Origin of the sequence: Flavobacterium notoginsengisoli, from assembly GCF_014207905.1 — a bacterium.
GTDB lineage: Bacteria > Bacteroidota > Bacteroidia > Flavobacteriales > Flavobacteriaceae > Flavobacterium > Flavobacterium notoginsengisoli_A.
On sequence record NZ_JACHLB010000002.1, the window covers coordinates 337,202 to 363,249 of the forward strand.

Sequence of the window (26,048 nt, forward strand, 5' to 3'; positions counted from 1 at the left end):
CTTTAAAATTTTAAAAGTAATGGTTGGTTACGTTACTTTTTGAACCCGCAGTTTAGAAGTAAGCTGCGGGTTAATTTAAAAACACTTATTAATAGTTTAAGAAATAAAAAAAGGAAAAAATAGCCAAACAATTAACCAAACGTAATTCATTATGAAAGTAACCACATGATTAACCCTGTCTGTTTTCTGCCTCAAGAAAACAGAAAAACCAATCTCGAATTAAACCTGCGAGAATAAAAGCAAACTTTCGCTTTAGAAAGAAAACTAACTAACTAAACCTTAAAATTAAAGAAATGAAAAAAAATGTATTTTTATTTTTTCTTGCTCTTTTTGGCATTCTTTTTACAGGCTGTCAAAATAACGAATCAGGATTTCCAAGTTCTGATAACCCTACGGTGGTAGTTTCGACAAAAGAAATTTACGGAGCGCCAAGTAGAAAATTTGAAATCAAAGCAGCCCTTGCCGATGATTTAGGATTAAAAAGTGTAGAGATTCAAATTCCAGAATTATCATTAGACAAGACAATTAGTTTTGCTACAGATCCGCTTTTAGAAACGTATGATCTTAGTTACTTTTTTGAAGTTCCTGCGGGAAGAGGAACATCAGAAACTTTCAAAATAAAATTAATCATTACAGACGTTTCTGGAAATGTTGTAAACGAAGAAATCAATTTACGTCTTGATGGAGAATTTGCCGCTCCAAGCATCACTATGATTACGCCAAAAGAAGGTGCGGTTATCTTGTTGTCTACAAGTAACAAAATGCCAGTAAATTTTGTGGTAAATGATGATTCAGGAATTGATTATGTTCAAATAAAATGTACAGAATTGGGTATTGATGAAACTGTACAATTAACAGGTTCTCCGCAATCTTATACTTTCAATAAAACCTATACTTTACCCGTTACGGCCGCAAATTATGTTTTAACGATTACGGCTAAAGATAAATTTGCTATTCCAAATACAGGATCTTTAAATGTTAATGTGGTAGCAACGAATGAATATCCAGCTATTTATTTATGCGATCAGCCAAAAGGCACTAATTTGACAACAGATGCGGTTGGAGTTCCGATGTATTTCCACGAAAAAACCGGACAAGATTTCGAATTCAAATATTATGCTGATAAAGACAATAAAGAGATTTATTTCTTAGGTCAAGAATCAGATTTTGCACCGCATTGTTTTGGTTTAAATGCTTCAGGAGAATTGGTTGATGATGTTGCTTCTACAGCGATTGTTTTACCAACAAAAGGATATTATAAAATTAAAGTGAATCCGAATACGCTGAAATATACTGCCGAAAAATATACACCAACAAGTAAAGTTTGGGCAGACGTAGCAAATGGTTTATGGCATGATGATGCCGCACAAAGAAAACCTTTCGTGAGTGTTTGCGGGGGCGGAATTGACGGCGCTAACTGGGATACGTGGAATGCTTGGGTAGTTACAAAACTTCATTTGGCTAATAATGCCGCAAATCCATATCAATTAGTTGGAGAATATACTTTAACAGGAACTATGGAAGCGACTTTCACGGGTCAATGGTGGGATCCTTCTTGGAGATTGATTAAAAACGGAATTGCAACAATGTCTCCAGGAGAAAATGGAAACGCTAAATATGCAGCAGCTCCAGGTGTTTACAAAGTGGTTTTAGATACCGAATTAGAAAGAGTATTTATTACAAAAAAATAGTTGGTTATAACCTTGTTGTAACATTTAACAAATAAAACAGCTTAATATGAAATTTAAATATATAGGATTTTTTATTGCCCTTTTGTGTACTGCCGTATCCTTTGGACAAATAAAAATAAAAGGAACTGTTAAGGATAAAGCCAATGTGCCAATTCCGGGAGTAAACGTATTGGTAAAAGGAACTTCATCCTCAGCAGCAACTGACTTTGATGGTAATTATGTGCTAAATGTTCCAAATAAAAATGCACAGCTTGAATTTACTTTTGTTGGTTTTACAACCAAAGTAGAATCAATTGGAGATAAAACAGAGATTAATGTTATTCTTGAGGAATCAAGCCAAGCATTAGATGAGATAGTTGTGGTAGGTTATGCTGCCGTAAAAAAGAGTGATGTAACGAGTTCAATTTCTTCTGTAAAAGGAAAAGAATTGCAGACCATGACAGTTGGTAACGTTACCGAATCATTACAGGGGAAAGTTTCCGGTGTCCAAGTAACGGGGGTTGGAGGACCGGGAGCTCAACCTAGAGTTTTGATTCGTGGTATTTCGACTTTAAATTTAAATACAGATCCGCTTTATGTAGTAGATGGAATTCCGATGGGAACCAGCATCAATTTCTTGAGTAATAATGAAATTGAATCTATGGAGGTTTTAAAAGATGCTTCTGCAAGTGCTATTTATGGTTCACGAGCTTCAAACGGGGTTATTTTGATTACAACCAAAAAAGGTAAAGTTGGTAAAGCAAGATTCAACTTTGATTTGAGTTCTGGTATGCAGATGATGAATAATCCGTACAATATGGCTGATGCAGAAGGTTATGCAACAATCATGAATACAGCTTATAACAATTCTGGTTATTCAGATTATTTGCCAAATCCATCTCAATACAGAGGAAAAACAACAGATTGGTGGAAAGCAGGAATTAGAAAAGCCTCTCCAGTAACTAATGCTTCTTTTGGTGTGGCAGGTGGTTCTGATAAACATACTTATGCCATTAGTTTAAACTATTATAATGCAGAATCAATTTATGAAGTTGGCGGTTGGGAAAGAGTGACAATGAGAATTGCGAACGATTTCAAATTCTCGGATAAATTTTCTGCTGGAATTACTTTAAATCCTCGTTACGAAACTTGGGGATCTCCTGGAAACTGGGCAGATTTTGATAAAATTGATCCTATTACACCAATTTACAAACCAGCTGATCAGTTAACTGGATTAGAAAATGAATATAGTATTTACGCACGTTCTCCTTCTTACGTTTGGAATCCGGTTGCTGCTGTAAAAAGATACGATGATTTTACAAACCAGTACAACTTAAATACAAATGGATATTTACAATATGAACCAATAAAAGGTTTGGTAATTCGTACACAGGCATCTATTGAAGTTGGTGATAAAACACAAAGTATTTTCAGACCAGATTTTATAATTGATGCAGCGCACGAAAAAGCAGAAATTAATAGTGTAGAAAGAAAAAACACTACAAATGCAGATTGGACTTGGCAAACTACAGCGACTTATAGCAGAATTTTTGCCGAAAAACATAACGCTTCATTTATGGTGGGTAGCACTATGGAGGAATACAATGCTAATGATGTTTGGGGTTATGGCGAAGGAGTTCCAAATAATTCAGATTTAATGAGAGAATTGAGTGCAGCTACTAAAAATCGTAATAGTAGTGGTACTAGTTGGTCAAGTTCATTGATGTCTTATATTTCACGTCTTTCTTATAATTATGATGGGAAATATTATTTTACAGGAACATTCAGACGTGACGGTTCTTCTAAATTTATGGCAAACAATAAATGGGCAAACTTCCCATCGGCATCTGCATCATGGAGAATCTTAAATGAAGGATTTATGGAATCTGCTAAAGATGTTGTGAGTGATTTAAGACTTAGAGCTGGTTGGGGTAAAGTAGGTAATCAAGGTTTGCCGGATGCTGTTTATCAATCAAATATCGGACAAGGATATTATGTAATTGACGGTCAGGTGGTAGATACTTCTTATCCATCGACTATGGCAAATAAAGACATTAAATGGGAAACGGTAGAAGATATGAGTTTTGGTATAGACTACGGATTTTGGAAAAACAAATTGTCTGGATCTCTTGAATATTACCAAAAGAAAACAAAAGATATGTTGTTCTTAAAACAATTTCCAACATATAGCGGATTTCCAGGATATTCTACGATGTGGACGAATGTGGGTTCAATGAAATCTAGCGGTATCGATTTATTGATTTCATTCAAAGATAAAAAAGGAGATTTCTCTTATGGTGCAGATTTAACTTTTACAACCGTAGATGTAGAGATGATTTCTTTATCTGCTGATGGAGAAAAATTATACGGTTCAAGCAATAGAACTTTAACGGTTAAAGGAGATGAACCAGGATATTTTTATGGTTATGTAGCCGATGGATTATTTCAGAACCAAACGGAGTTAAATTCTCATACAGATGAACATGGAACCAAATTGCAGCCTTATGCACAAGTAGGAGATGTTCGTTTTAAAGATGTTAATGGTGACGGAAAAATAGACGATAAAGACAGAACTAAAATTGGTTCTCCTTGGGCAGATTACAATATTGGTTTGAACTTAAACTTTGCCTACAAAAACTTTGATTTAGTAGCGAATTTTTACTCAAGTATTGGAAATGAAATTGTGAATCAAAATATTTCAGATTTATACAATGGTGCAAGTTTGACAAACAAAGTAAGCGGATTAGAGCAAATGGCTTGGCATGGAGAAGGAACTTCAAACTATATTCCGAGATTATCAAAAGATGATAACAACGAGAACTTTACAAAATTCTCTTCTCTTTATGTTGAAGATGGATCTTTTGTTAGAATGAAAAATCTTCAAATTGGATATTCTTTCTACAACAAATTTGGATTAGATAAATTAAGATTGTCATTATCAGGACAAAATTTATGGACATGGACTAAATATACAGGAGTTGAGCCTGAAGTTGGGGCAGGAGATCCAAATAATGGAGACAGAGTAAAAGGATCAGGTTTTGGAGGATGGAATTATCCAGTACAGCCAACAATCTTGATGGGACTTAATGTTGCATTTTAATCAAAACGATCATGAAAAAAATAATAGTATCAATAATAGCTTTTTCTCTATTTTCGGCATCTTGCAGTGATTTTATAGAAAAAGACCAAAGAGGAACTCAGACTTTAGAAAATTATTTTCAAACAGTTCAAGAATGCGAGAATTATGCAAATGAATTAACGCAGCGCTTATTGTTAGCAAAAGAATGGTGGACATTAACGGCTCCGAGAGTAACCAACGAAATGTCAACCGATGATGCTTGGATGGGAAATACAGGTCAAGATAATAGCGCGCACAGACCTTGTTCGCAATACATCATTACTCCAGATAATATGGGAGATATGAATAGTATTTATACAGCACATTTTTATACGATTCAATCTGCAAATGTTGGTTTAGAAAGAATGGCCGTTTCGCCACTTACCGATGCTCAAAAAAATCAGTATATGGGCGAATCTTTATTTGTCCGCGCTTATTGTTATTATGAGTTAGTAAACCTTTTTGGAGGAGTTCCAGTTTATACAAAATCTTTAGGAACTGGAGATTTAACATTATCGCGTAATACAGCTGCAGAAGTATACACTCAGATAGAAACCGATCTTAAAGATGCAGCAGCAAAACTAGAAAGTGCTCCCGTAGCAAGAAATGGTAGAATTAACAAATGGGCAGCTTATGCTTTATTGGCTCGTGTTTCATTGTTTCAAGAAAAATGGGCTGAGGCAAAGACTTATTCTAACAAAGTAATTACGGAAGGACCTTTTCAATTAGAATCAGATTTCTTAAATATCTGGAATGTTAACAATCATAACGGAATTGAATCTATTTTAGAAGCTCAGTCGTCTTCAGTTCAAGATAAAAGTTTAGGTGCAGCATTGCCAACTTTATCTGGCGCAAGAGGAGAAGACAAAAAGAATTTTCCAAGTAATGATGCCGCAGACGTTCTAGACGGTTGGGGATGGTGTATGCCAACAAGTGATTTAGAAAATGCTTATTTGTCTGAAAATGATGTTATCCGTCGCAGAAGTACGATTACAAAATGGGGAGAAGCTGCTTACGGAGACGAGACTTTAAATCCGACACACAAATTCAGTTTAAATGATAATAAATCTGGACGTATATGCCGTAAATATTATATTCCAATTGCGACACGTCGTTCATTAGATAAAAAAGACGGCCATTTGCCATTAAACATTCCGTTGATTCGTTTGGCAGAAATGTATTTAACTAGAGCAGAGGCTAATTATCATACAGGCGGAGATGCTTTAGCAGACATCAATATCATCAGAGCTCGTGTAAAATTAGATCCAAAAACAGGAATTTCTGGACCAACACTTTTGAGACAAATCTATAAAGAGCGTCGTTTAGAATTGGCTTTTGAAGGATTACGTTTATTTGATATTCGCCGTGAAAAAGATCCAACAACAGGAAGACCAGTTATAGAATCTTTAATGGGACCAAACGGAACTTTCGTTCAATATAATTTGAGTTCTACAGACCCTTATGAAACAACAAACTTGAGAGAATCTCAGGATAAAGGAATCAATTTTAATCCTGCGAAAAACTTATTGTGGCCAATTCCACAATTGGAAATCGATTTGAGTGGCGGTGTAATTAAGCAAAATCCTGGATACTAAGATGAAGTTCAATAATCAAAATAAAGTAGGTCTGCTGTGTGCAGGCTTACTTTTCGCAAGCTCTCTTTTTGTAAGCTGCGATTCTGAAAAATCTGAAAATTCGGATTCAGAAAACGCTGTAACAGAATTGAATGTTAGTTTAGAAATGAATCTTCAAACTATGGAAAGTTTTGGAGCTTCGGATGCTTGGCAATGTAATTTTATTGGAAAAAACTGGCCAACAGATAAAAGAAATAAAATTGCCGATTTATTGTTCAGCCAAGGTTTAGATGCTGAGGGAAATCCAAAAGGAATCGGATTATCGTTATGGCGTTTTAATCTTGGAGCAGGAAGTGCAGAACAAGGCGATGCAAGCGATATAACGGATGAATGGAGAAGATCTGAATGTTTTACAACAAACGGAGTTACGTATGATATGACGAAACAAGCCGGTCAGGTTTGGTTTATGAAAGCGGCAAGAGAACGTGGCGTTGATAAACTATTAGCATTCGCTAACAGCGCTCCAGTTTATTTAACTCAAAATGGAAAAGCTCATGCTTCTATCAAAGAATTTTATAATTTGAAAGATGGTAAAATGCCTGATCTAGCCGATTTCTGGGTTACATCTTTAGATAAATTAAAAACAGAACACGGTTTAACAATCGATTATGTGAGTCCATTCAACGAACCGCAATATGAGTGGGACGGATCTGGGCAAGAAGGTTCTCCAGCTACAAACGCCAATATTTACAGTTTCGTAAACATTTTATCTCCAAAATTGCAGGCGAAAAATTTACTAGCTAAAATTGTTGTAGGTGAATCTGGGGCTTATGAGTATTTGTATAAAACGACTTCAGGAAAAGAAAGCAGATCAAACCAGATTGATTATTTCTTTGCGGCTAATTCTTCTAAAAATATTGGAAATTTAAGCAATGTAAAAAGAACTATTTCTGGACATAGTTATTGGCAAGCATGGCCTTTAAGTACACTAATTTCTTCAAGACAAGATGCAGCAGCGAGAACGCAATCTGTTGGAGGATTAAGTCTTTGGTCATCAGAATATTGTGTTTTAGAAAGTCCAGGAACTGCTGAACTTCCCGGTGGAGCAGGTTCAGGAAGAGATTTAGGAATGTCTCTAGCACTTTGGACAGCGCGTATTATCAGTACCGATATTGCTGTTGGAGGTGTGACTTCTTGGCAATGGTGGACAGCGATAAGCCGTGGTGATTACAAAGACGGATTAATTCACGTAGATGATGGCGCAAGCAACGGAGCTGGAAATGCAGATTATTGTAAAAATGATGGATACATTAGAGATTCAAAAACGCTTTGGGCATTAGGAAACTTTTCATTCTTCGTAAAACCTGGAATGGTTAGAGTTCAAATTCCAAGCATTGACAATACAGCAGAATTAAACAATGTTATGGTTACGGCTTATAAAGATGTAGCAAACAAAAAAATAGTTGTGGTTGCGGTTAACATCAGCAAATCAGCGAAAGCTTATAAATTAAATCTTACAGGCGGAACGGTAACAGATAACAAATTAACGCCTTACATTACTTCTGAAACAATGAGTTTGAAAAAAGGAACAACGGTTGATGTTTCTGGTTTTGAAATTCCAGCGAGATCGGTAGTGACTTATGTAGGAACGTATAAATAAGATACTGAGATTCTGAGATGCTAAGATTCTAAGGTTTTGAAAAGCATAAAGTAAGAATGAAAATTAACCGCAAAGATGATAGAAAACTTTGCGAACATTGCGTAAAACTTAGCGTCTTTGCGGTTAAATAAAAACAAAAAGAATAAATGAGAAACATATACGTCTCGCTTTTATTGGTAATCAGTTCGCTGTCTTTTGCACAGCGAACGGTTACTATTAGCACAGATAATGTAGTGCAAACTATGGACGGTTTTGGAGGTTCTGATGCTTGGAGAACACAGTTTGTAGGTAAAAATTGGCCAGAGCAGAAAAAGAATGCAATCGCAGATTTATTGTTCAGTAAAGAAATCGATGCACAAGGAAATCCGAAAGGGATCGGACTTTCAATCTGGCGATTTAATCTGGGAGCGGGAAGTACAGAACAAGGAGAAAAAAGTAAAGTTTCGGACGAATGGAGAAGAAGCGAATGTTTCTTAAATGCTGACGGGACTTATGATTTTTCAAAACAAGAAGGTCAGAGATGGTTTTTGCAGGCGGCTAAAAAACGTGGAGTCGAAAAATTCTTGATTTTTACGAATAGCCCTCCAGTTCATATGACAAATAACGGATTGTCTTTTGCTTCTCAAAAGAATAAACTGAATCTAAAAGATGGTGCAATTCCAAAATTTGCCGATTTCTTAGTTCAAAGTATTCAAGGATTGGAGAAAAAAGAAGGAATCAAATTCGATTATGTTAGTCCGATAAATGAGCCGCAGTGGGAATGGATGCCAAAAAGTGGCGACACCAACAGTCAAGAAGGAACGCCAGCGACCAATCAGGAAATTTTTGATCTGACGAAAGCACTTTCTGAAAAGTTGAAAGCTAAAAAAATGAGCACCGAAATTGTGATTGCAGAAGCAGCACAAATCGATTATTTATATGAAAATGTAAATGCTGAAAACCGCGACAATCAGATTGATTATTTCTTTGGAAAAACCAAAACCAATGTGACTCAATTTTCGAATGTAAAAAATGTAATACTAGGACATAGTTATTTTACAACTTGGCCAATTGAAAAACAGGTTTTAAGCAGAAAATTAATTGCCGCAGAAGTAAAACAAAAACCAGGTTTAAAATATTGGCAATCGGAATATTGTATATTAGAAAATCCAGGAGAAGCTGAAATTCCGGGAGGTTCTGGCGGAGGAAGAGATTTAGGAATGCAGACCGCTTTATTTGTAGCGAGATTAATTCATAATGATATTGCGGTGGCAAATGCAGCTTCATGGCAATGGTGGACATCAATCACAAGAGTAGATTACAAAGATGGATTAATTTATCTGGATGATGGAAAAAGCAACGGTGGAACTGAGCCAAATTATGTAAAAAATGACGGAGAATTTCACGATTCAAAACTCCTTTGGGCTTTAGGAAACTATTCACTTTTTGTTCGTCCCGGAATGCTTAGAGTTGATATTCCAAACCAAAAAGAATTGGATTCGGCAAATGACGTAATGTTGACGGCCTATAAAGATGTTCAAAACAAAAAACTTATTGTAGTAGCAGTAAACTGCGGAAAAGAAGCTCAGAAATACAAATTTGATCTATCAAAAGGACGTGTAAAAAACAACGAGTTTATTCCTTATGTAACTTCTGATACGTCAAATTTAAAAAGAGCCAATTCGCAGAAAATTAATAATTTAGAAATCCCTGCGAAGTCAGTAGTGACGTTTGTGGGAGAATTACAATAGTAGAAAAATTGTTTCAGGTTTCAAGTTTCAGGTTTGGTTGGAACGTGAAACCTGAAACTTGAAACCTGAAACAAAAAAATAGCAAAAAAAATATGTTAACCAAGAAAACCTTAATCCCTGTTTTACTCTTTTCATGTCTTTCTGCGAGCAGTCAGATTTCGTTTGGAGATTCGAAGAAAATAAATGACAATTGGAAATTCAATCTTCAAGATGTTTCTGATGCAAAAAATGCCAGTTTTGATGATAACAAATGGCAAAATGTAAATGTACCGCACGATTGGAGTGTAAAAGGACAATTGAGTCCAACATTGGCAAGTTGTACAGGATATTTGCCTGGAGGAATTGCTTGGTATAGAAAATCAATTAATATTCCGCAAAGCAAATCGGGCGAAAAAGTGTATTTGTATTTTGAGGGTGTTTACAATAGAAGTGAAGTTTTTATTAACGGAAAATCATTAGGGAAACGCCCAAATGGCTATATTTCTTTTGCTTATGATGCAACGCCTTTTGTTAAATTTGGAGGAGAAAATACGATTTCAGTTCGTGTCGATCACAGTCAAAGTGCCGATTCAAGATGGTATACTGGTTCAGGGATTTACAGAAATGTTTGGGTAGTTTACGCAAATCCGGTTCATATTGCGCAATGGGGAGTTTATGCTTATCCTGAAGTTAAAAAAGGAACAGGAACTTTGAATGTTGAGGTTGATGTTGAAAACGGATCTTCTTCAAAATCATCTTTAACTGTTGTAAACGAACTGTTTTCAAAAGATGGAAAATCGGTTGGAAAATCATCATCTAAAGTAGAAGTTGCAGCGAATCAAAGCGGAAAAATTTCGACAAAAATCAATGTCAAAAATCCACAATTATGGGATTTAGACAATCCGAATTTATACGAATTAAAAACAACCGTTTTAAAAGACGGAAAAGAAATCGATAAAAGTACAACACAAACAGGTTTCAGAAGTTTTACATTCGATCCAAACAATGGTTTTGCCCTTAACGGAAAATGGATGAAAATGAAAGGTGTTTGTTTACATCACGATGCTGGAGTTTTAGGATCTGCGGTTCCAAGAGAAGTTTGGAAAACCAGATTGCAAACATTGAAAGAAATTGGAGTTAATGCTATCAGAACAAGTCATAATCCGCAAGCGCCTGATTTTTATGAACTTTGCGACGAATTAGGATTATTGGTTTTAAACGAAGCTTATGACGAATGGGAGTTTCCAAAACGTAAATGGCTAGAAGGTTGGAATTACGGAACACCAGGATTTCAAGGTTCGTTTGATATTTTTGCAGATTATGCCGAAAAAGACCTTGAAGATTTTGTACGTCGCGACAGAAATCACCTTTCGGTTTTTGGATGGAGTATTGGTAACGAAGTAGATTATCCAAACGATCCATATTCTCATCCCGTTTTAGACAAAGGAAAAGACGGTTTTGGGCAAGCAGCTTATGGTGGTTACAAAAAAGACGCACCAGATGCCATGCGCCTTGGAGCAATCGCAAAACGTTTGGTTGCTGCGGTTAAAAAATACGATAAGTCACGTCCAACAACAGCAGGTTTAGCAGGAGTTGCGATGTCTAATGAAACGGAATATCCAGGTGCTTTGGACATTACAGGATACAATTATACGGAAAGCAAATATAAATCAGATCATGAAAAATATCCGAAAAGAGTCATTTACGGAAGTGAAAATGTTCATGACATGGAACCTTGGTTAGCCGTAAAAAACAACAAATTTATCTTTGGTCAGTTTCTTTGGACAGGTATCGATTATTTAGGAGAATCTGGAAGATGGCCTTCAAGAGGATTTTACTCTGGCTTAGTTGATTTTGCTGGAGTTATCAAGCCAAGAGGTTATTTCCGTCAGTCGTTATGGTCAGATAAGCCAATGGCATATTTAGGAACATATCCTTTAGTAAATGAAAAAGATATTTCTAAAGATGCTTGGGCAATCTGGAATTACGAAAATGGACAAAAAATCCGTGTGGTTTGTTATACCAATGCAGCAAAAGCACGTTTAGAATTGAACGGAAAAGTAGTTGGTGAAACGAAATTATATGACGAAAAAACAGGAATTATTTATTGGGATATTCCTTTTACTTCAGGAAAACTAGAAGTTATTGGTTTAGATAAAAACGATAAAGAAGTCAGCCGCTATGCAATTAATTCAACACAACAACCTGTTGAATTAACAATTGCAGAGAAAAACATCACGATCAGTAAAGACAAAGGTGTTGCTAAAATTATGGTTCAGGTGAAAGATCAAAACGGACTTCCGGTAATGCTTTCTGACAATGAAGTAACTTGCACAATTGTTGGTCCAGGAACATTATTAGGTCTTGAAGCAGGAAACAACAGCGATATGACGGATTATACCGATAATGTACAGAGAGTTTTCCACGGTCACATTGCAGCATATATTCAGGCAAAAGGAGATTCGACAGAACCTATAAAAGTCAAATTCACAAGTCAATGGCTGAAACCAGTTGAGGTTACCATTAATGTAAAATAAAAATTTTCCCGATGGAATATTATTGATAAAAAATCATAAATGTTCCATCGGAACATCTCATCGGTAGAAAAAACGTATTGATAATAAATCAATTCGTGTCCCATCGGGACATTTGATCGGTAGAAAAACATTCCGTAATGAAAGCAACAAAAAAAATCCTGATTCTAAGTTTTATATTAAATTTTTTCATTTTAAATGCACAAGAATTGGTGTCGCCAAATGAAAAAATTAAAGTAGAATTAAAAACTTCAAAAGGAAAAGCAGATAAGGTTTATTTTAAAATATTATATAAAAATAAAGAAACCTACACCGAAGTTTTACCAGAATCTCAACTTGGAATTGTTCAGAAAAACGAAAGTTTTGATAATCTTGTTTTCATTGGAGAATCTAAAATTATCGAGATACACGATGATTATATAATGATTTCTGGTAAACGTGAGCATTGCGAAAATTTTGGAAATCAAAAGACATTTAATTTTAAAAATAAAAACAATCAAAAGCTTGAAATAGTTTTTCGTGCTTATAATAACGGAGTTGCTTTTCAATATGTATTTCCCAATTCATCAGAAAAGAAAGTTAATATAATTGAAGAACTCACAACCTACGTTATTCAAGAAGGAACTTCAAGATGGATACAGCTGTTTGAACCTTCATACGAAGCATTTTATCCTCAAAGTGAAACAGGAGTAAGTTCAGATAAAAATAATGGTAATTGGGGGTTTCCTGCTTTGTATAAAGTAAACGAAAACCCGATTTGGGTACTTATTTCTGAGGCTGGAATTACAGAGAATCATTGCGCTACGATGTTGAATAACAGTAAAAAACAATCGGAATATAAAGTAACTTATCCAGCTGCAAGAGAGAATTTTAAACAGATCGGAGCCGTTGCAAAATTACCTTGGAGTTCTCCTTGGCATACATTTGCAATCGGAAGTTTATCCGATATAACAGAGTCAAATTTGGTTACAGACGTTAGTAAACCCAATGAATTAAAAGATACCAATTGGATAAAACCAGGCGCAGTTTCTTGGATTTATTGGGCGAACAATCACGGTTCTAAAGATTATAAAAAAGTTGTAGAATACGTTGATTTGGCTGTAGAAATGAAATGGCCTTATGTTTTAATTGACTGGGAATGGGATGTTATGGCTAATGGCGGTAATTTAGAAGATGCATCCAATTATGCTAAAAGCAAAGGAATCAAACCGCTTATTTGGTACAACTCAGGAACAAGCTGGTTGGAACCAACGCCTGTGGACAGATTGCTTACTGCAGAAAAGCGAAAAAAAGAATTCGAGTGGCTGAATAAAATTGGAATCTACGGAATAAAAGTTGACTTTTTTGCGGGGGACCAACAGGATATGATGCAATATTATATTGATATTTTAAAAGATGCTGCAAAATACCATTTATTAGTAAATTTCCATGGGGCAACGGTACCTCGCGGTTGGGCAAGAACGTATCCGAACTTAATGACTACAGAAGCGGTTTATGGTGCCGAATGGTATAATAATAATGCTGTTTTGACAGATAAAGCGGCGGTTCATAACACGACATTGCCTTTTACACGAAACGTTGTGGGTTCTATGGACTATACGCCCGTTACTTTTTCCGATAGTCAAAATCCGCATATTACAACTTATGGACATGAATTGGCTCTGGCTGTCGTTTTTGAATCAGGTTTGCAGCATTTTGCAGATCGCCCTTCTGCGTATTATGATTTGCCTTTAGCACCAAAAGAATTCCTTAAAAATTTCCCTGCAAGTTGGGACGATACTAAATTGATTGACGGTTATCCTGGAGAAAAAGTTGTTATAGCACGAAAGAAAAATGATCTTTGGTATATTGCAGGATTAAACGGAAAAGACACCACTCAAACTTTGACTTTGACTTTTGATTTTCTTTCTAACGGAAATTACGAATTACAGTTAATCACAGACGGAAAGGATAGTAAATCCTTAGATTCTAAGATGTTGAAAGTTAAAAAAGGAGAAACGATTAAAATAGATTGTCTTCCTCGAGGTGGATTTGCTGGAGTTCTTAAAGCAAAATAATAAGTAGTGAAACCAGAAAAGAGGAATTAATACAAAAACTGGACTATCAGAAAGTTAGTATTATGAAGTAATTTTGAATAGTAAATTTTACTATTCAAAATTATTTAAGTCATGTCAAAATTTCATCTCAATATTAAAGAATTAGTTCAAGGAGAATTTAAAATAAATAAAGTTAATCTAGCTTTTGTTTTTCAGGTAAATTGCCCGGGTTGTTTCATTTATGGAATTCCAATTGTTAATGAACTTTATAAATCATTTAATGATAAAATTGGTTTTATTGGAGTAGCTACCGCTTTTGAAGACTTTGAATACAACAATGAAGCAAGTTTGAAATTGCTTCTAGAAAGCGGAGAATTAGTCGGAGAAACTAAAAAGTATTATCATTCTAACTACGGAATTTCTAATTATACAGAAACTCTAAACTTTCCAGTAGCGTTTGATAATATTGTTTCTGCGGAAGAATTTATTAATTCAAATAAGATAGAATTAATTTGTAGTGCTATTCCCAATTTTGAAAATTTTCCTCCAAAAGAAAGAGAAGCTGTAGTACAAAAAGTAAAAGAATTTTACTCTGAGATACCTTTAATTGCAGAAACATTTACAATGAATCAGTTAAGAGGGACTCCGTCATTTGTTGTTTTCGATGACAATTACAATGTCATGGCATATTATTTCGGACATCAGAATAAGGAAATCTTAAAAACTAAACTAGAAGATTTATTGGTTTCGTTTTAAATCTTTTGTAATAAACAAAAAAGGCTGTCTGGCAAAGACAACCTTTAATGACTAATAAAATAAAATAAATGTATTGTAAAGTTATTTTCCTGATTGGCTTTCAGGGCTCATGATAACTTCGACGCTACTTGAACTATTCAAAATGTGCTTACTAAACTGCTGAATAGTTTTCTGATTAATTTTAGAAATTAAATTTTTATATTCTTCGTCTGTAGAAAACGGAATCTGATTTAAGCTGTAATTGTATAAAGTTGTAGCCCAGAAAGTATTCGTTTTAAGCGATTCTTCTCGGTTTTTTAGCAACGCTTTTTTAATGTCTTCCAAATCATTTGCGTTTACTGGATTTGATTTTAAATCGTTGATTTCTTTCCAGACAATCTGCATTAATTTTTCCTGTTTATCAGGATTACAGTCAAAAGTAAGCGCAAGGCTGAAAGATGGTTTTGGAATAATTTCTAGATTTCCGCCAACGTTTACGCCGTAGCTTCCGCCTTCTTCTTCTCTAATGGTTTGAAGAAAACGTTTTGAAAGCAATTCGCCAATAATATACATCGTCATGGCATTTTCTTTACTGTATTCTGTTTTTCCTGAAAGATTCAGATAAACAGTGCTTTTTACAACTTCCATCGGACGTTTGAAATGCACAACTGTTTTTCCTTTTTTCGGACCAATATTATGATCTGCGAAAGTTTCTTTTACAGCAGGATTTGATTTTAAATTCCCAATATATTTCTGAATCATTTCTAAAGCGCCATCAGGAATATTCCCAACAAATACAAAAGTGAAATCTGAAGCATTTTTAATTCGATCTCTGTAAATGCTTTCCGCTTTCTTCAAATCAATGTTTTGTAAAAACTTTTCATCAAAAACAAAAGTCCTCGGATTGTGATTTGAATTGGCTAATGAAACAGAATCTTTAAACGTATTTCCGTTGTCTTTTTTGATAGTTTCCAAACGGTTTTTATACTGTTCTTTTAAAATGCTGAAGATATTTGCATCAAAACGTGGCGCTTCAAAAGAAAGATAAAGCAATTGCAGCATCGTTTCGAAATCGGCTTTATTAGAACTTCCTTGAAAACCTTGCGTGTTTTCGCCAATAAAAGGAGCAGATTGTGCCACTTTACCAGTCAATTTTTCTTTTAAAGCGATGTTATCAAAATTCCCTAAACCAGACGATCTTGCAATTGTTGTCGCAATTTCAGCGGAAGCTAAATCTTCGGTTTTAATTAAAGATTTACCGCCTTTAGAAAATGCTGTCAATACAACTTGATCTTGCGAATAAGTTGTTGGCAATACAATTACATTAGCTCCATTTTCTAAAGTATATCCTTTTGCAGCAGCAATTCCTGGTACTTCAAATGTTTTTTTGATAGTTGCAGGTTTTAAATCTTTTGAAATCAAAGGTTCGTTGTTTTCCTTTTTGGTGTAAGGTTCTAAAGTCTTGCTTTCGACTTTTTTCATTACTCCAACTACCGCATCTTTAGTAGGGAAATTTACTTTATCTTCATCAGAACCTGTTACCAAAACGACTTGATTAGTTGGTTTCTGAATGGTTTTTATATAAGCGTTTATTTCTTCTAAAGTGATGCTTTTGATTATGCCTACAATCAATTTATAATCGTCTTCGGCAGAAAGAAAAGGTTTTGCTTTAAGGAAATAATTCGTCAGTTTGTCTGACCAAGTATCGTTGTCAACTTTATCTTTATTACTTAAAAAATCATCATAAGAACTTATAAACAGTTTTTTAGTTCTGTCCAGTTCTGTTTGTGCAATTCCAAAACGTTTTAGGCGTTCAGCTTCGGTGTAAGCATCTTCAAAAGCTTCTAGAGTTTTTCCTTTTTTGGCTGCTGCCGAAATGTTAAACGAAGTATTTAATCTCGAAATTGGCTGAAAAAAGGTTGTAAGATTTAAAGCAGCACTTTGGTTTTTTAGAATTAATTCTTTGAAACGATTGTTTAAAATGCTCGTGTAAAAAGAATTCATCACATTTTTACGGCTCAGTATACTGTCTTTTACCAAAGGTTCATCCAAAACATATTTCAATGTAATGGTTGTGGATGAAGCTTCTTTGTCAGACGCCGTTCCAAAATACAATTCATCGTGTTTCGGAATTTCAGAATAAGTACGCGGTGCAACTTTTTTTGCTAACGGGATTCTAGAAAAAATCGCTTTTACCTTTTGTTCCATTGCTTTTACGTCAATATCTCCAACGATAATTACGGCTTGTAAATCGGGTCTGTACCATTTTTTGTAATAGTTTCTTAATTCAGCATATTTGAAGTAATTGATGATATTTAAATCACCAATAACGTCTCTTTTGCTGTATTTTGAACCTTTATACAAAACTTGGTCCGTTTGCATTTTTAGACGAAAATCACTTGTACGGCGTGTTCTCCATTCTTCTCGGATAACGCCTCTTTCGGCATCAATTTCTTCATTGGTTAAAGAAAGAGAGCCCGACCAATCGTGCAAAACCCAAAGGGTAGAATCGATTAGTTTTTCGTTCGTAACCGGAACAGTACTGATGTTGTAAACCGTTTCATCTTGAGCCGTATAAGCGTTGATGTCTTTTCCGAAACTTACACCGTTTTTTTCCAGCATTTTAATAATGCCTTTTCCTTTAAAATGTTCTGTTCCATTAAACGCCATATGTTCCAGAAAATGAGCCAATCCGTTTTGGTTGTCATCTTCTAAAATAGCGCCGACATTCTGAACAAAGTAAAAACTCGCTCTGTCTTTTGGCTCTTCGTTATGCAGAATATAATATGTTAGACCGTTTTTTAATTTTCCAGTCGTAACGTCTTTATTCAGCGGAATTGTGGTTTTAAACTGCGAAAATGCGCCTTGAAAAGACAAGGCCATAATCGCAATGATGATATTTTTTTTAGTATTCATTTTGTTGAATTTTATCTTCTATTTCTTCTAATAAGTATAAAAGCACCGCTTAAGATTATCAATAACGGAAACAAACCAATAAATACAATTTTGTTGATGAAAACCTGATTAGCATTTATTGTAATTTTATTATCGGTATGCTCTGGACGTGTTGTATCTATTGGGAATTCAGAATTACTAAACCAGCTGAAAATATCGGTTACAAATTGGAAAGTTCCAGATCCTCCACGGCTTAATTCGGCATTGCCCATAAAATCGGCATCTCCAGCAATAATTATTTTTTGTGTTTTGCCATTGATGTTTCTAGTTAAAGCAGTTACCAACGGGATTTCTTTTGAAGAAGGCTGTTTTTTTAACTCTTCTGGAATAGAAGTAATTCCTGCCTGAGATTCCCACGCCGGCTGATTATTAGTTTTTAAAAGAGGCGTAATTTTAAATCCTGCATCTTTTGTCGCTGTAATTCCACTGCTTCCTAAAAGCGGAATTGGGTTATTGATTTTACTGAATTTGATGATAGTTGAATCGACATTTTTTTGAAGTTCGGTTACTAAGAAATCTGGCGAATTAGTTTCGCTTTCCTGAACTAAAGTCTGTTTGGTAAAACTCACGCCCAATTTATCTGTAATTGCAGCTAGAGCCGAATTTGTTTCAGGTTCTGCCAAAAGCATTAAATTTTTTCCCTGATCGATATATTTTGTAATACGATCAACAGCGCCTTGGCTTAATTGCGTTTTAGGATCTGCAATGATTAAAATAGTCGTTTCGGCTGGAATATCCTGTGCATTAATATCAACAGAAGAAACATCAAAACCTTGATTGATAAAAGAATATCTGAAAGAAACTTCATTAAAACCAGTTTTGTAATTTTTGTCTCCGTTTTTGTCAACACTTCTTTCCATATTTCCGGTTGCGAAAACAATTTTTGGAGGCGAAACAACTAAACGTTTTAACGAAGCTGAAATTTCTTTTTCTAATGGAACTTTAAATAAATCATCAAAAAATCTTAAGAAAGTTTTTTTCCCTTTGTATTCAACTGTTCTTACAACACGGTTTTGTTCTGGTCCTAAATCGACGATTTTTTTCATTTCTGCAGGAGAATATAACTTTTTCAGTTTCATATTCTGCGTTTCGATCAATTTCTCAGCCAATTGTTTGTCATTCAATCCAGGATTCTGAGCATATAAAGCTTCGTTGTTCGATTTATCATAGTAATACACATATTCCATTTCCATTTGAGGCAAAAAACGGGTATATTTTTCAAAACTTGCAATATCTGAGTTTTGGGAAGCTGGTAAAACCATGAAATAATTAATGTCTAATAAATTTACGTAAGTAGTTAATTTAATTGGACCATCAATTTTTTCAACAATGTTTAAACTGGTTTTGGTAAGTGTTTTGTCTTTCGTGCGCGTCATATCATGATATAATGTAAGTGGCGCTCTCGATGTAATATATCCAAGAGATAAAACTATAGTAATTAAAAGAGTATATTTTAAAACTCTTTTTGATACAGTTTGCGCATCTCTTCCAGTTTGTAATTTGTAGATACTCAGTACAATAAAAAGACTGCTTACTAAAACAAAATAAAATACATCTTTGCTGATAATTAAACCTTCAAGCATTTCGTCTGCACGTCCAGCAATTGAAAGGAAATAGGTAATATCTTTTACGATTTCGACATCTTGCCAAAGTTTTCCAATAAAATTTAAACCAGCCAAAACAACCAAAGTACTAATAGCGGCAACAACTTGATAAGAAGTCAGACACGACATAAAAAGTCCGATTGCGGCGTAAGTACAAACCAACAAATACAAACCAATTAAACCAGAAATAGCAAACTTAAGGTCTAAATTGTCTATTGAGAAATAAGCAATAGCAACTTGCAAGCCTAAAATCGCAATGAATAAAAGGCAATAAGCGGCAATAGCTAAATATTTACCTAATACAATATCTTTAATTCTAATTGGTGAAGAAAGTAACAATTTGATCGAACCGCTATTAATTTCACGGCTTACTAATCCCATTGTTAAAAGCGGAACATATAGATAAAGATAACTCTGCATTTCAGTATATAATCCGCTAAAACCAGAAAAAACAACCTGTGATAAATTGTCCATACTTTGTCCAATTTTCTGTGCTTTTTCGAAACGTTCGATGGTATTGAAAAATTTCCAGCTTGACTGGATTGAAAATATTACTAAAACAACCCAAGCAACAGGCGAGTAGAACATCGTGTTGAGTTCTGTTTTAGCAATTCTATATATTGTTTTCATTTGTATATTTTTTATTTAAGAAAGGATAGCGTTTTTAGATGGGGCTTTTTTAGATAATTGTGCAAAGATTTCGTCTAATGAAACTTTTTCAAATTGAATTTCACGAAGTTTCCAATTTTTCTGAACGCTTATTGAGACGATTTTTTCAGCAACTTCCTGTGTTCCGCTGAAAGTAATCTGTACTTTTTTAGGAGTTAGATAAACTGCTTCTGTGATTTCTGAAATTTCTTTAAAAGCCTCAACTGCTGGCGGATTTTCAAAACTTGCCGTTAATTTATCTGCTTCGATATAATTGTTGAAAGCGTCTAGCGTATCAGAAAAAACCATGTGACCATTTTCAATCATTTTGATATCCTGGCAAGTTGCCTGAACTTCAGAAAGAATGTGTGAAGAAAAAATGACTGCCTTATCTTGTGCGATTTTCTTAATTAAATTTCGAACTTCTAAAATCTGGTTTGGGTCCAATCCGTTTGTTGGTTCATCTAGAACTACCAATTTTGGTTCGTGAATAATGGCCTGCGCAATGCCCACACGTTGTCTGTAACCTCCCGATAAATTTTTAATCAAACGATGGCTGAAATGCGAAATACCACATTTTTCTTTTGCTTTTTCGACAGCATTTCTAAGGTTTTCTTTTGGCACTAATCTTAGTTGCGCACAATGAATCAGATATTCATCAACCGTTAAATCCAAATGAAGCGGTGGCGTTTGTGGTAAAAAACCAATTAGTTTTTTGGCTTCAACAGGGTTTTCTTTCAAGTTAATTCCATCAATAAAAATATTTCCTTTGGTTTGATTTAAAACGCCACAAAGAATATTCATAGTTGTCGATTTTCCGGCTCCGTTAGATCCTAAAAGGCCTAAAATCCTATTTTCTTTAATTTCGAAATTGATATTTTGAATTGCCCAATCCTTACTATATTGATGCGACAAGTCCTCAACTCTTACAATTGTAGTTGTTTCCATAGTGTTTTTTAAAATCGCAGGAATGTATTTTTACACAATCATTCCTGCGTTACTTTTAATGTTTAGTATCCTGAATTTTGGGTTAAGAAGGGATTAGAACGAATAGCCGTGTCTGGAATAGGGAAAAGACTGTCTGTAGAAGACCAGATTTTTCCAGCTGTAGCTCCAAGAACTTGATCTATTGTACCGCTTCTTTTAAGATCGAACCATCTGTGGCCAAATTCTCCAAATAATTCGCGTTCTCTTTCTAGCGAAATTAAAGCTGCCAATTGCGTTGGATCGGTTAATGTAGTTGAAGATAATAATGCTCTGTTGCGAATTACATTGATGTCTTGCTGCGCACCAGTTATATCGTTTAATTTTAGTTTTGCTTCCGCTCTAATTAAATAAAGTTCAGCTAATCTTAAAACTGTAGAGCGCTCAACAGGAGTTGCTACATAAGAGTTTTTATATTTTCTTGGCGCTAAAAAAGTAGAACCGTCTGAGGCAACCACACTGATAGTCCAATTTGTTTTTCTAGCATCACCAGTTTCAAACATTGTATTTCCTTTTCTTAGCATATAAGTTCCTGCAGTTGTATACAATGCCGCGCCTTCGTAAGTATATGCAGTTGTAAAATAAGGAATTTGAAGAATTGCCTCAGTATTATCGGCAATAAATGGACTATTTGCTGATGTCAATCCTGTAATCATTTTGTAAGTAGCAGTTTGATTGATTACAGAAGTTGCGTATGCAGAAGCTTCGCTCCATTTCCCTAAATAAAGATTTACTCTTGCTAATAGTGCGTCTGCGGCCCATTTTGTAGCTCTAATTCTTTGTGAATTGTAATTAGAATAATTTACTGGAAGGTCGGCTTCGGCAGCTGTCAAATCAAGTAAAATCTGATTGTAAACTTCCGCTTGAGTTGTTCTCGGCGCTAAAGCAGACTGATCAACATTTGTTGTAAGAACCAAAGGCACATCGCCCCAAATGTTTGTTAGATAAAAGTAGCAATAAGCTCTTAAAAACTTGGCTTCTGCAATCCAACGAGGAGTTTTGGTAGACGTAAGCGTTTTGCTTCCGCTAATTCCTTCTATAACACTATTAGCATTATAAATTGTTTTATAAAGCTCTGTCCACATAGTACCTGTTGTACCGTCAGTTTCTGGAATTTCGTTAGTCGTATAAACGTTTGTTAGCTGTGTTTTAAGAATAAGTTCGTCTGAAGTTTCTCCAAGAACATAATGCAATGATCCGTAATATGTACTAGCAACCATACTTTGGTATATACCATTTACAGCAGCTTCTGCGGTTGGATCGGAAGCGTAAATAGTAACAGAAGATAATTCATTACTTGGAAGATTAACGTCAAGCATTTCTTCACAGCTCGTAAATCCAATTAAAAGGAAAAACGAAAATATAGAGGTGTATTTAATCGATGTATTTTTCATGTCTTTTAGATTTAAAATGTAAACTGTGTTCCTAAAGTTATGGTGCGTAACGGAGGTAAATTTAAACCTTGGGTTTCCGGATCAAATCCTTTGTATTTAGTAAAAGTGACTAGGTTTTGTCCCTGAAGTGAAAGACGTATATTTTGTATAAATTTTTGAGTCTTTTGATCTAACGGAATATTATAAGTTGCACTTACATTTTTTAATTTAATATAAGAAGCATCAACAATAGTAGCTGTAGATCCAGCATAATTTGCGAAACTAGACTGATAATTAGCGCTCAATACATTTCCTTGTGCTATATAATCATTGTATTCATCAACCTGATAATTTGCAAGTCCGTAAGGATAACCTGGTTGTACTGCAATTGAAGAAAGAAGACTTCTTCCATCTTGTTTTACAAATTGGAATAAAAAGTCAAGAGCAAAATTTTTGTATGAAATTGAGTTTGAAATTCCGCCATAATATTTCGGGTAAGTAGCGCCATAATATTTTCTATCACCAAGACCCGTTTGGGCAAATCCAGTTGAGATTCTTCCATCTCCATTTACATCTTCAAACTGTGCTATACCACTTGCATTTACTCCAGTAAAATTATATAGATACCTGCCACTTAAAGCATTTCCAACTACATAAGTAGAGTAGTAGCTAGAGGTTTCTATGCCTGGGAAAGACAATAATTTGTTTGAGTTTGTCGAAATGTTGAAAGAAGTAGTCCAATTCAAGTTTTTAGTGTGAATATTGGTTGTAGCCAATGTAAATTCCCAACCTTTATTTTCAACTTCAGCATTTAAATTTGCTTGATAAGAAGTAAATCCAGCTTGCGGACTTAACGTTGCGCTTACTAACTGATTTCCTGAAACATTTCTGTAATAAGCTGACGTAAATGAGATTCTGTCATTAAGAAAACTCAAATCCAATGCAACTTCAAATTTCTTAGTAACTTCCCATTGGAAATTTGGATTAGCAATTCTTGTTGCGGCCATAGAAGAGTTTCCAACACCATAAGTTGCAGTTGAGTACGTGTTTGCATATCCGTAATCACCGATGGCATCACTACCAACTTCTCCGTAACTTGAGCGAAGTTTACCAAAACTCAATATGCCGTTATCTTTAAGGAAATTTTCTTCTGAGAAAACCCAAGCTCCACCTACAGAACCAAAATTACCATAACGGTTATTAGCTCCAAAACGAGAAGAACCATCTCTTCTGAAATTGACATTAAGAATATATTTGTTTAGAATATTATAATTCAATCTGCTAAAAAGAGAAGCATATTTATATTCTGAAGAGCCATTGTAAATTGTTGCTGTTGCTGCAGTTCCTGTAATTCCAACAAGATTATCTGAACTATAACCTGAAGTACTTACGTAAGATGGCATGCGCGATTTTCTATTTTGCCAAGAACCACCAACCAAAGCAGTAAGGTTTCCTTTCCATAAAGAAGTGCTATAATTTAATTGTGGATCAATACTGAAATTGTTGGTATTATTGATAGAAACTGTATAACTTCTTGAGGTATTTAGCGTAATATTATTTGCTGTATAATATGCATAGTTCATCCCCGACGCAGGCAAAAATTGTTCAGATGTCATTTGAGCTCTTCCGTATCCTAAATCAGTTTTAAAAGATAATCCTTTTGCAATTTCGTAGTTGATACTGAAACTTGTAATTAAATTATTACCTTTATCCTCAACTCTTCTGTTTAAGGCTCCTAACGGATTTACATCACTAAAATAAGTAGGTGACCAATAATATGATCCGTCTGCATTATAAATGGTGTGATTTGGTGCAGTATTTACAGCATAAGTTGTAATATCGTAAAAAGGCAGTTTGTTATCGTCTGCAGAAAAAATAACCGAAGCTCCTATTTTCAGTTTTTTATCTAAAGTATAATGGTTTACATTAAAATTAGTAGAAAATTTATTGTATCCGAAATCTCCAGGTAAAACAGTCGTTTCTTTATGATACGCACTGCTTAATAAGAAATTAGTATTCTCATTACCTCCTTTTAAGCTTGCAGAAAAATTGGTGAAATCGGCTGTACCTCCAATTAATTTTTTCTGCCAGTCTGTATATGCATTTTGATCGAAAGCTGTTAGAGCAATTCCTGTACTGAAATTACTTGGCTGTGCATTAGCATTGGTTAGTGCTGTGCGAAGCATATTTAGATAAGTTGGAGTATCTAAAGTTTTTATCATATGTGCCACATCAGAAACTCCAGAATTTGTAGTTACAGTAAATTCTGTTTTCCCTGCTTCTCCTTTTTTTGTCGTAATAAGAACAACACCATTTGCTCCTCTTGATCCATAAATCGCAGTTGCATCTGCATCTTTAAGGATTTCAATACTTTGAATATCATTCGGATTAATAACATTCAATGGACTTGTTGATTTTTGAGCACCTCTAATCACTCGATCAGATTGAACTTGTTCTTTAATATCGTCGCCAATGTAAGGAACACCGTCAATTACATATAACGGAAGATTGTCTCCAGCAATTGAATTTGTTCCTCGAATGCTAATATTCATGTTACTTCCTGCATATCCAGAAGTTTGCGTTACAAATACACCGGGAGTTCTTCCTTGTAAACTTTGTAAAATATTAGTTATAGGTTGTTTTTCAATATCTTCAGCAGTAATTTTAACTACAGATCCAGTTGAAGTTCTTCGAGTTGTGGTTCCATATCCGATAATTACAACTTCATCTAATTTTGCTAGATCGGGCTGCATTTTAATGGTAATTGTAGTCTGATTTTCAACGGTAACTTCTTGAGTTTTATATCCTATATAAGATATTTTCAAGACATGTTTTCCTTTTGGAAGTTCGATAAAAAACTGTCCATCAAAATCGGTAATTCCTTGTTTATTGCTTCCTGCAACTGCAATAGAAACTCCTGGAAGAGGCTGTCCGTTTTCATCTAGCACTTTTCCGTTAAGCATAAAATTGACATCTTTTTCACTCTCTGTTTTTTCAGCAGTTTTGGCAACTTCTTTTTTATAGATTACTACATTTTTGTCAACTTGTTTGTAGACCAGATTAGTTCCTTGAAATACAGAATTCAAAATTTCACTAACACTTCTTCTTCCTCTTTGAGTAGTAACTTTTGGAAAATCTTTTATGATCTGCGGCTGATAGGCAAACAATAATCCTGTTCTGTTTTCTATAGTTTTAAAAAGCGTTTTAATATCCTGATTATGCAGTTCAATGTCAACAGATATCGACTCTAAATTCTGGCCACTCATTTCGGTAGCGAAAATCATATGAGTACCGCAGGTTAGCAAGAAAATGTGGAATAAACTGATTCGCATAATCATAATGGTTTTTTTTGACAAATGAAAAAAAGACGAATTCTTTTCACTGCCAAACATGGTTGTTTTACAGCGTAATTTCATAAATTTGCTTGTTTTTTAATGGTTACTGGATT

13 protein-coding genes are annotated in these 26,048 nt (G+C 34.7%); 8 read left to right on the forward strand and 5 right to left on the reverse strand.

From position 1 onward, the window contains the following. The first annotated feature begins 293 nt into the window (after positions 1-293). The 8 genes from HNP35_RS08315 (at position 294) to HNP35_RS08350 (ending at position 15,057) form a co-directional block, all read left to right on the forward strand. Entirely contained in the window at positions 294-1,691 is a 1,398-nt protein-coding gene (locus HNP35_RS08315) for a hypothetical protein (protein ID WP_184160255.1), read from the forward strand. A 46-nt stretch (positions 1,692-1,737) separates the two neighbouring features. Next, a complete protein-coding gene (locus tag HNP35_RS08320) occupies positions 1,738-4,770 on the forward strand; it encodes a SusC/RagA family TonB-linked outer membrane protein (protein ID WP_184160257.1) in 3,033 nt (1,010 codons plus the stop codon). A gap of 11 nt (positions 4,771-4,781) precedes the next feature. Next, positions 4,782-6,383: a RagB/SusD family nutrient uptake outer membrane protein gene (locus HNP35_RS08325; protein ID WP_184160259.1), complete on the forward strand. Its 1,602-nt coding sequence runs from the start codon at positions 4,782-4,784 to the stop codon at positions 6,381-6,383. 1 nt (position 6,384) lies between these two features. Beyond that, complete coding sequence (locus HNP35_RS08330) at positions 6,385-8,022, forward strand: glycoside hydrolase (protein ID WP_184160261.1); 1,638 nt, start codon at positions 6,385-6,387, stop codon at positions 8,020-8,022. A gap of 146 nt (positions 8,023-8,168) precedes the next feature. Further along, positions 8,169-9,752 carry a glycoside hydrolase gene (locus HNP35_RS08335; protein ID WP_184160263.1) on the forward strand — a complete coding sequence of 528 codons (1,584 nt, stop codon included), beginning with the start codon at positions 8,169-8,171 and terminating at the stop codon, positions 9,750-9,752. 92 nt (positions 9,753-9,844) lie between these two features. Next, on the forward strand, positions 9,845-12,268 hold the full coding sequence (locus HNP35_RS08340) for a sugar-binding domain-containing protein (RefSeq protein ID WP_184160265.1): 2,424 nt from the start codon (positions 9,845-9,847) through the stop codon (positions 12,266-12,268). Positions 12,269-12,405: 137 nt separating this feature from the next. Next, positions 12,406-14,322, forward strand: coding sequence for a glycoside hydrolase family 97 protein (locus HNP35_RS08345; RefSeq protein ID WP_184160267.1), 1,917 nt, complete (start codon positions 12,406-12,408; stop codon positions 14,320-14,322). Positions 14,323-14,433: 111 nt separating this feature from the next. Continuing rightward, complete coding sequence (locus HNP35_RS08350) at positions 14,434-15,057, forward strand: TlpA family protein disulfide reductase (protein ID WP_184160269.1); 624 nt, start codon at positions 14,434-14,436, stop codon at positions 15,055-15,057. An 81-nt stretch (positions 15,058-15,138) separates the two neighbouring features. On the opposite strand, the gene HNP35_RS08355 is transcribed toward HNP35_RS08350, so the two are convergent. The 5 genes from HNP35_RS08355 to HNP35_RS08375 all read right to left on the reverse strand — a co-directional run bounded on the left by HNP35_RS08355 (position 15,139) and on the right by HNP35_RS08375 (position 25,938). Beyond that, complete coding sequence (locus tag HNP35_RS08355; protein WP_184160271.1) at positions 15,139-17,952, reverse strand: M16 family metallopeptidase; 2,814 nt, start codon at positions 17,950-17,952, stop codon at positions 15,139-15,141. Positions 17,953-17,963: 11 nt separating this feature from the next. Next, on the reverse strand, positions 17,964-20,225 hold the full coding sequence (locus HNP35_RS08360) for a Gldg family protein (protein ID WP_184160273.1): 2,262 nt from the start codon (positions 20,223-20,225) through the stop codon (positions 17,964-17,966). A 15-nt stretch (positions 20,226-20,240) separates the two neighbouring features. After that, positions 20,241-21,191: an ABC transporter ATP-binding protein gene (locus HNP35_RS08365; RefSeq protein WP_184160275.1), complete on the reverse strand. Its 951-nt coding sequence runs from the start codon at positions 21,189-21,191 to the stop codon at positions 20,241-20,243. A 62-nt stretch (positions 21,192-21,253) separates the two neighbouring features. After that, positions 21,254-22,621 carry a RagB/SusD family nutrient uptake outer membrane protein gene (locus HNP35_RS08370; protein ID WP_184160277.1) on the reverse strand — a complete coding sequence of 456 codons (1,368 nt, stop codon included), beginning with the start codon at positions 22,619-22,621 and terminating at the stop codon, positions 21,254-21,256. Between the two features lie 11 nt (positions 22,622-22,632). Beyond that, entirely contained in the window at positions 22,633-25,938 is a 3,306-nt protein-coding gene (locus tag HNP35_RS08375; RefSeq protein WP_184160279.1) for a TonB-dependent receptor, read from the reverse strand. Between the last annotated feature and the right edge of the window lie 110 nt (positions 25,939-26,048).

Excerpts from the sequence above, each read along its gene's own strand:
- HNP35_RS08315 (WP_184160255.1), top strand. The coding sequence starts at position 294 with ATGAAAAAAAATGTATTTTTATTTTTTCTTGCTCTTTTTGGCATTCTT.
- HNP35_RS08320 (WP_184160257.1), top strand. The coding sequence starts at position 1,738 with ATGAAATTTAAATATATAGGATTTTTTATTGCCCTTTTGTGTACTGCC.
- HNP35_RS08325 (WP_184160259.1), top strand. The coding sequence starts at position 4,782 with ATGAAAAAAATAATAGTATCAATAATAGCTTTTTCTCTATTTTCGGCA.
- HNP35_RS08330 (WP_184160261.1), top strand. The coding sequence starts at position 6,385 with ATGAAGTTCAATAATCAAAATAAAGTAGGTCTGCTGTGTGCAGGCTTA.
- HNP35_RS08335 (WP_184160263.1), top strand. The coding sequence starts at position 8,169 with ATGAGAAACATATACGTCTCGCTTTTATTGGTAATCAGTTCGCTGTCT.
- HNP35_RS08340 (WP_184160265.1), top strand. The coding sequence starts at position 9,845 with ATGTTAACCAAGAAAACCTTAATCCCTGTTTTACTCTTTTCATGTCTT.
- HNP35_RS08345 (WP_184160267.1), top strand. The coding sequence starts at position 12,406 with ATGAAAGCAACAAAAAAAATCCTGATTCTAAGTTTTATATTAAATTTT.
- HNP35_RS08350 (WP_184160269.1), top strand. The coding sequence starts at position 14,434 with ATGTCAAAATTTCATCTCAATATTAAAGAATTAGTTCAAGGAGAATTT.
- HNP35_RS08355 (WP_184160271.1), bottom strand. The coding sequence starts at position 17,952 with ATGAATACTAAAAAAAATATCATCATTGCGATTATGGCCTTGTCTTTT.
- HNP35_RS08360 (WP_184160273.1), bottom strand. The coding sequence starts at position 20,225 with ATGAAAACAATATATAGAATTGCTAAAACAGAACTCAACACGATGTTC.
- HNP35_RS08365 (WP_184160275.1), bottom strand. The coding sequence starts at position 21,191 with ATGGAAACAACTACAATTGTAAGAGTTGAGGACTTGTCGCATCAATAT.
- HNP35_RS08370 (WP_184160277.1), bottom strand. The coding sequence starts at position 22,621 with ATGAAAAATACATCGATTAAATACACCTCTATATTTTCGTTTTTCCTT.
- HNP35_RS08375 (WP_184160279.1), bottom strand. The coding sequence starts at position 25,938 with ATGATTATGCGAATCAGTTTATTCCACATTTTCTTGCTAACCTGCGGT.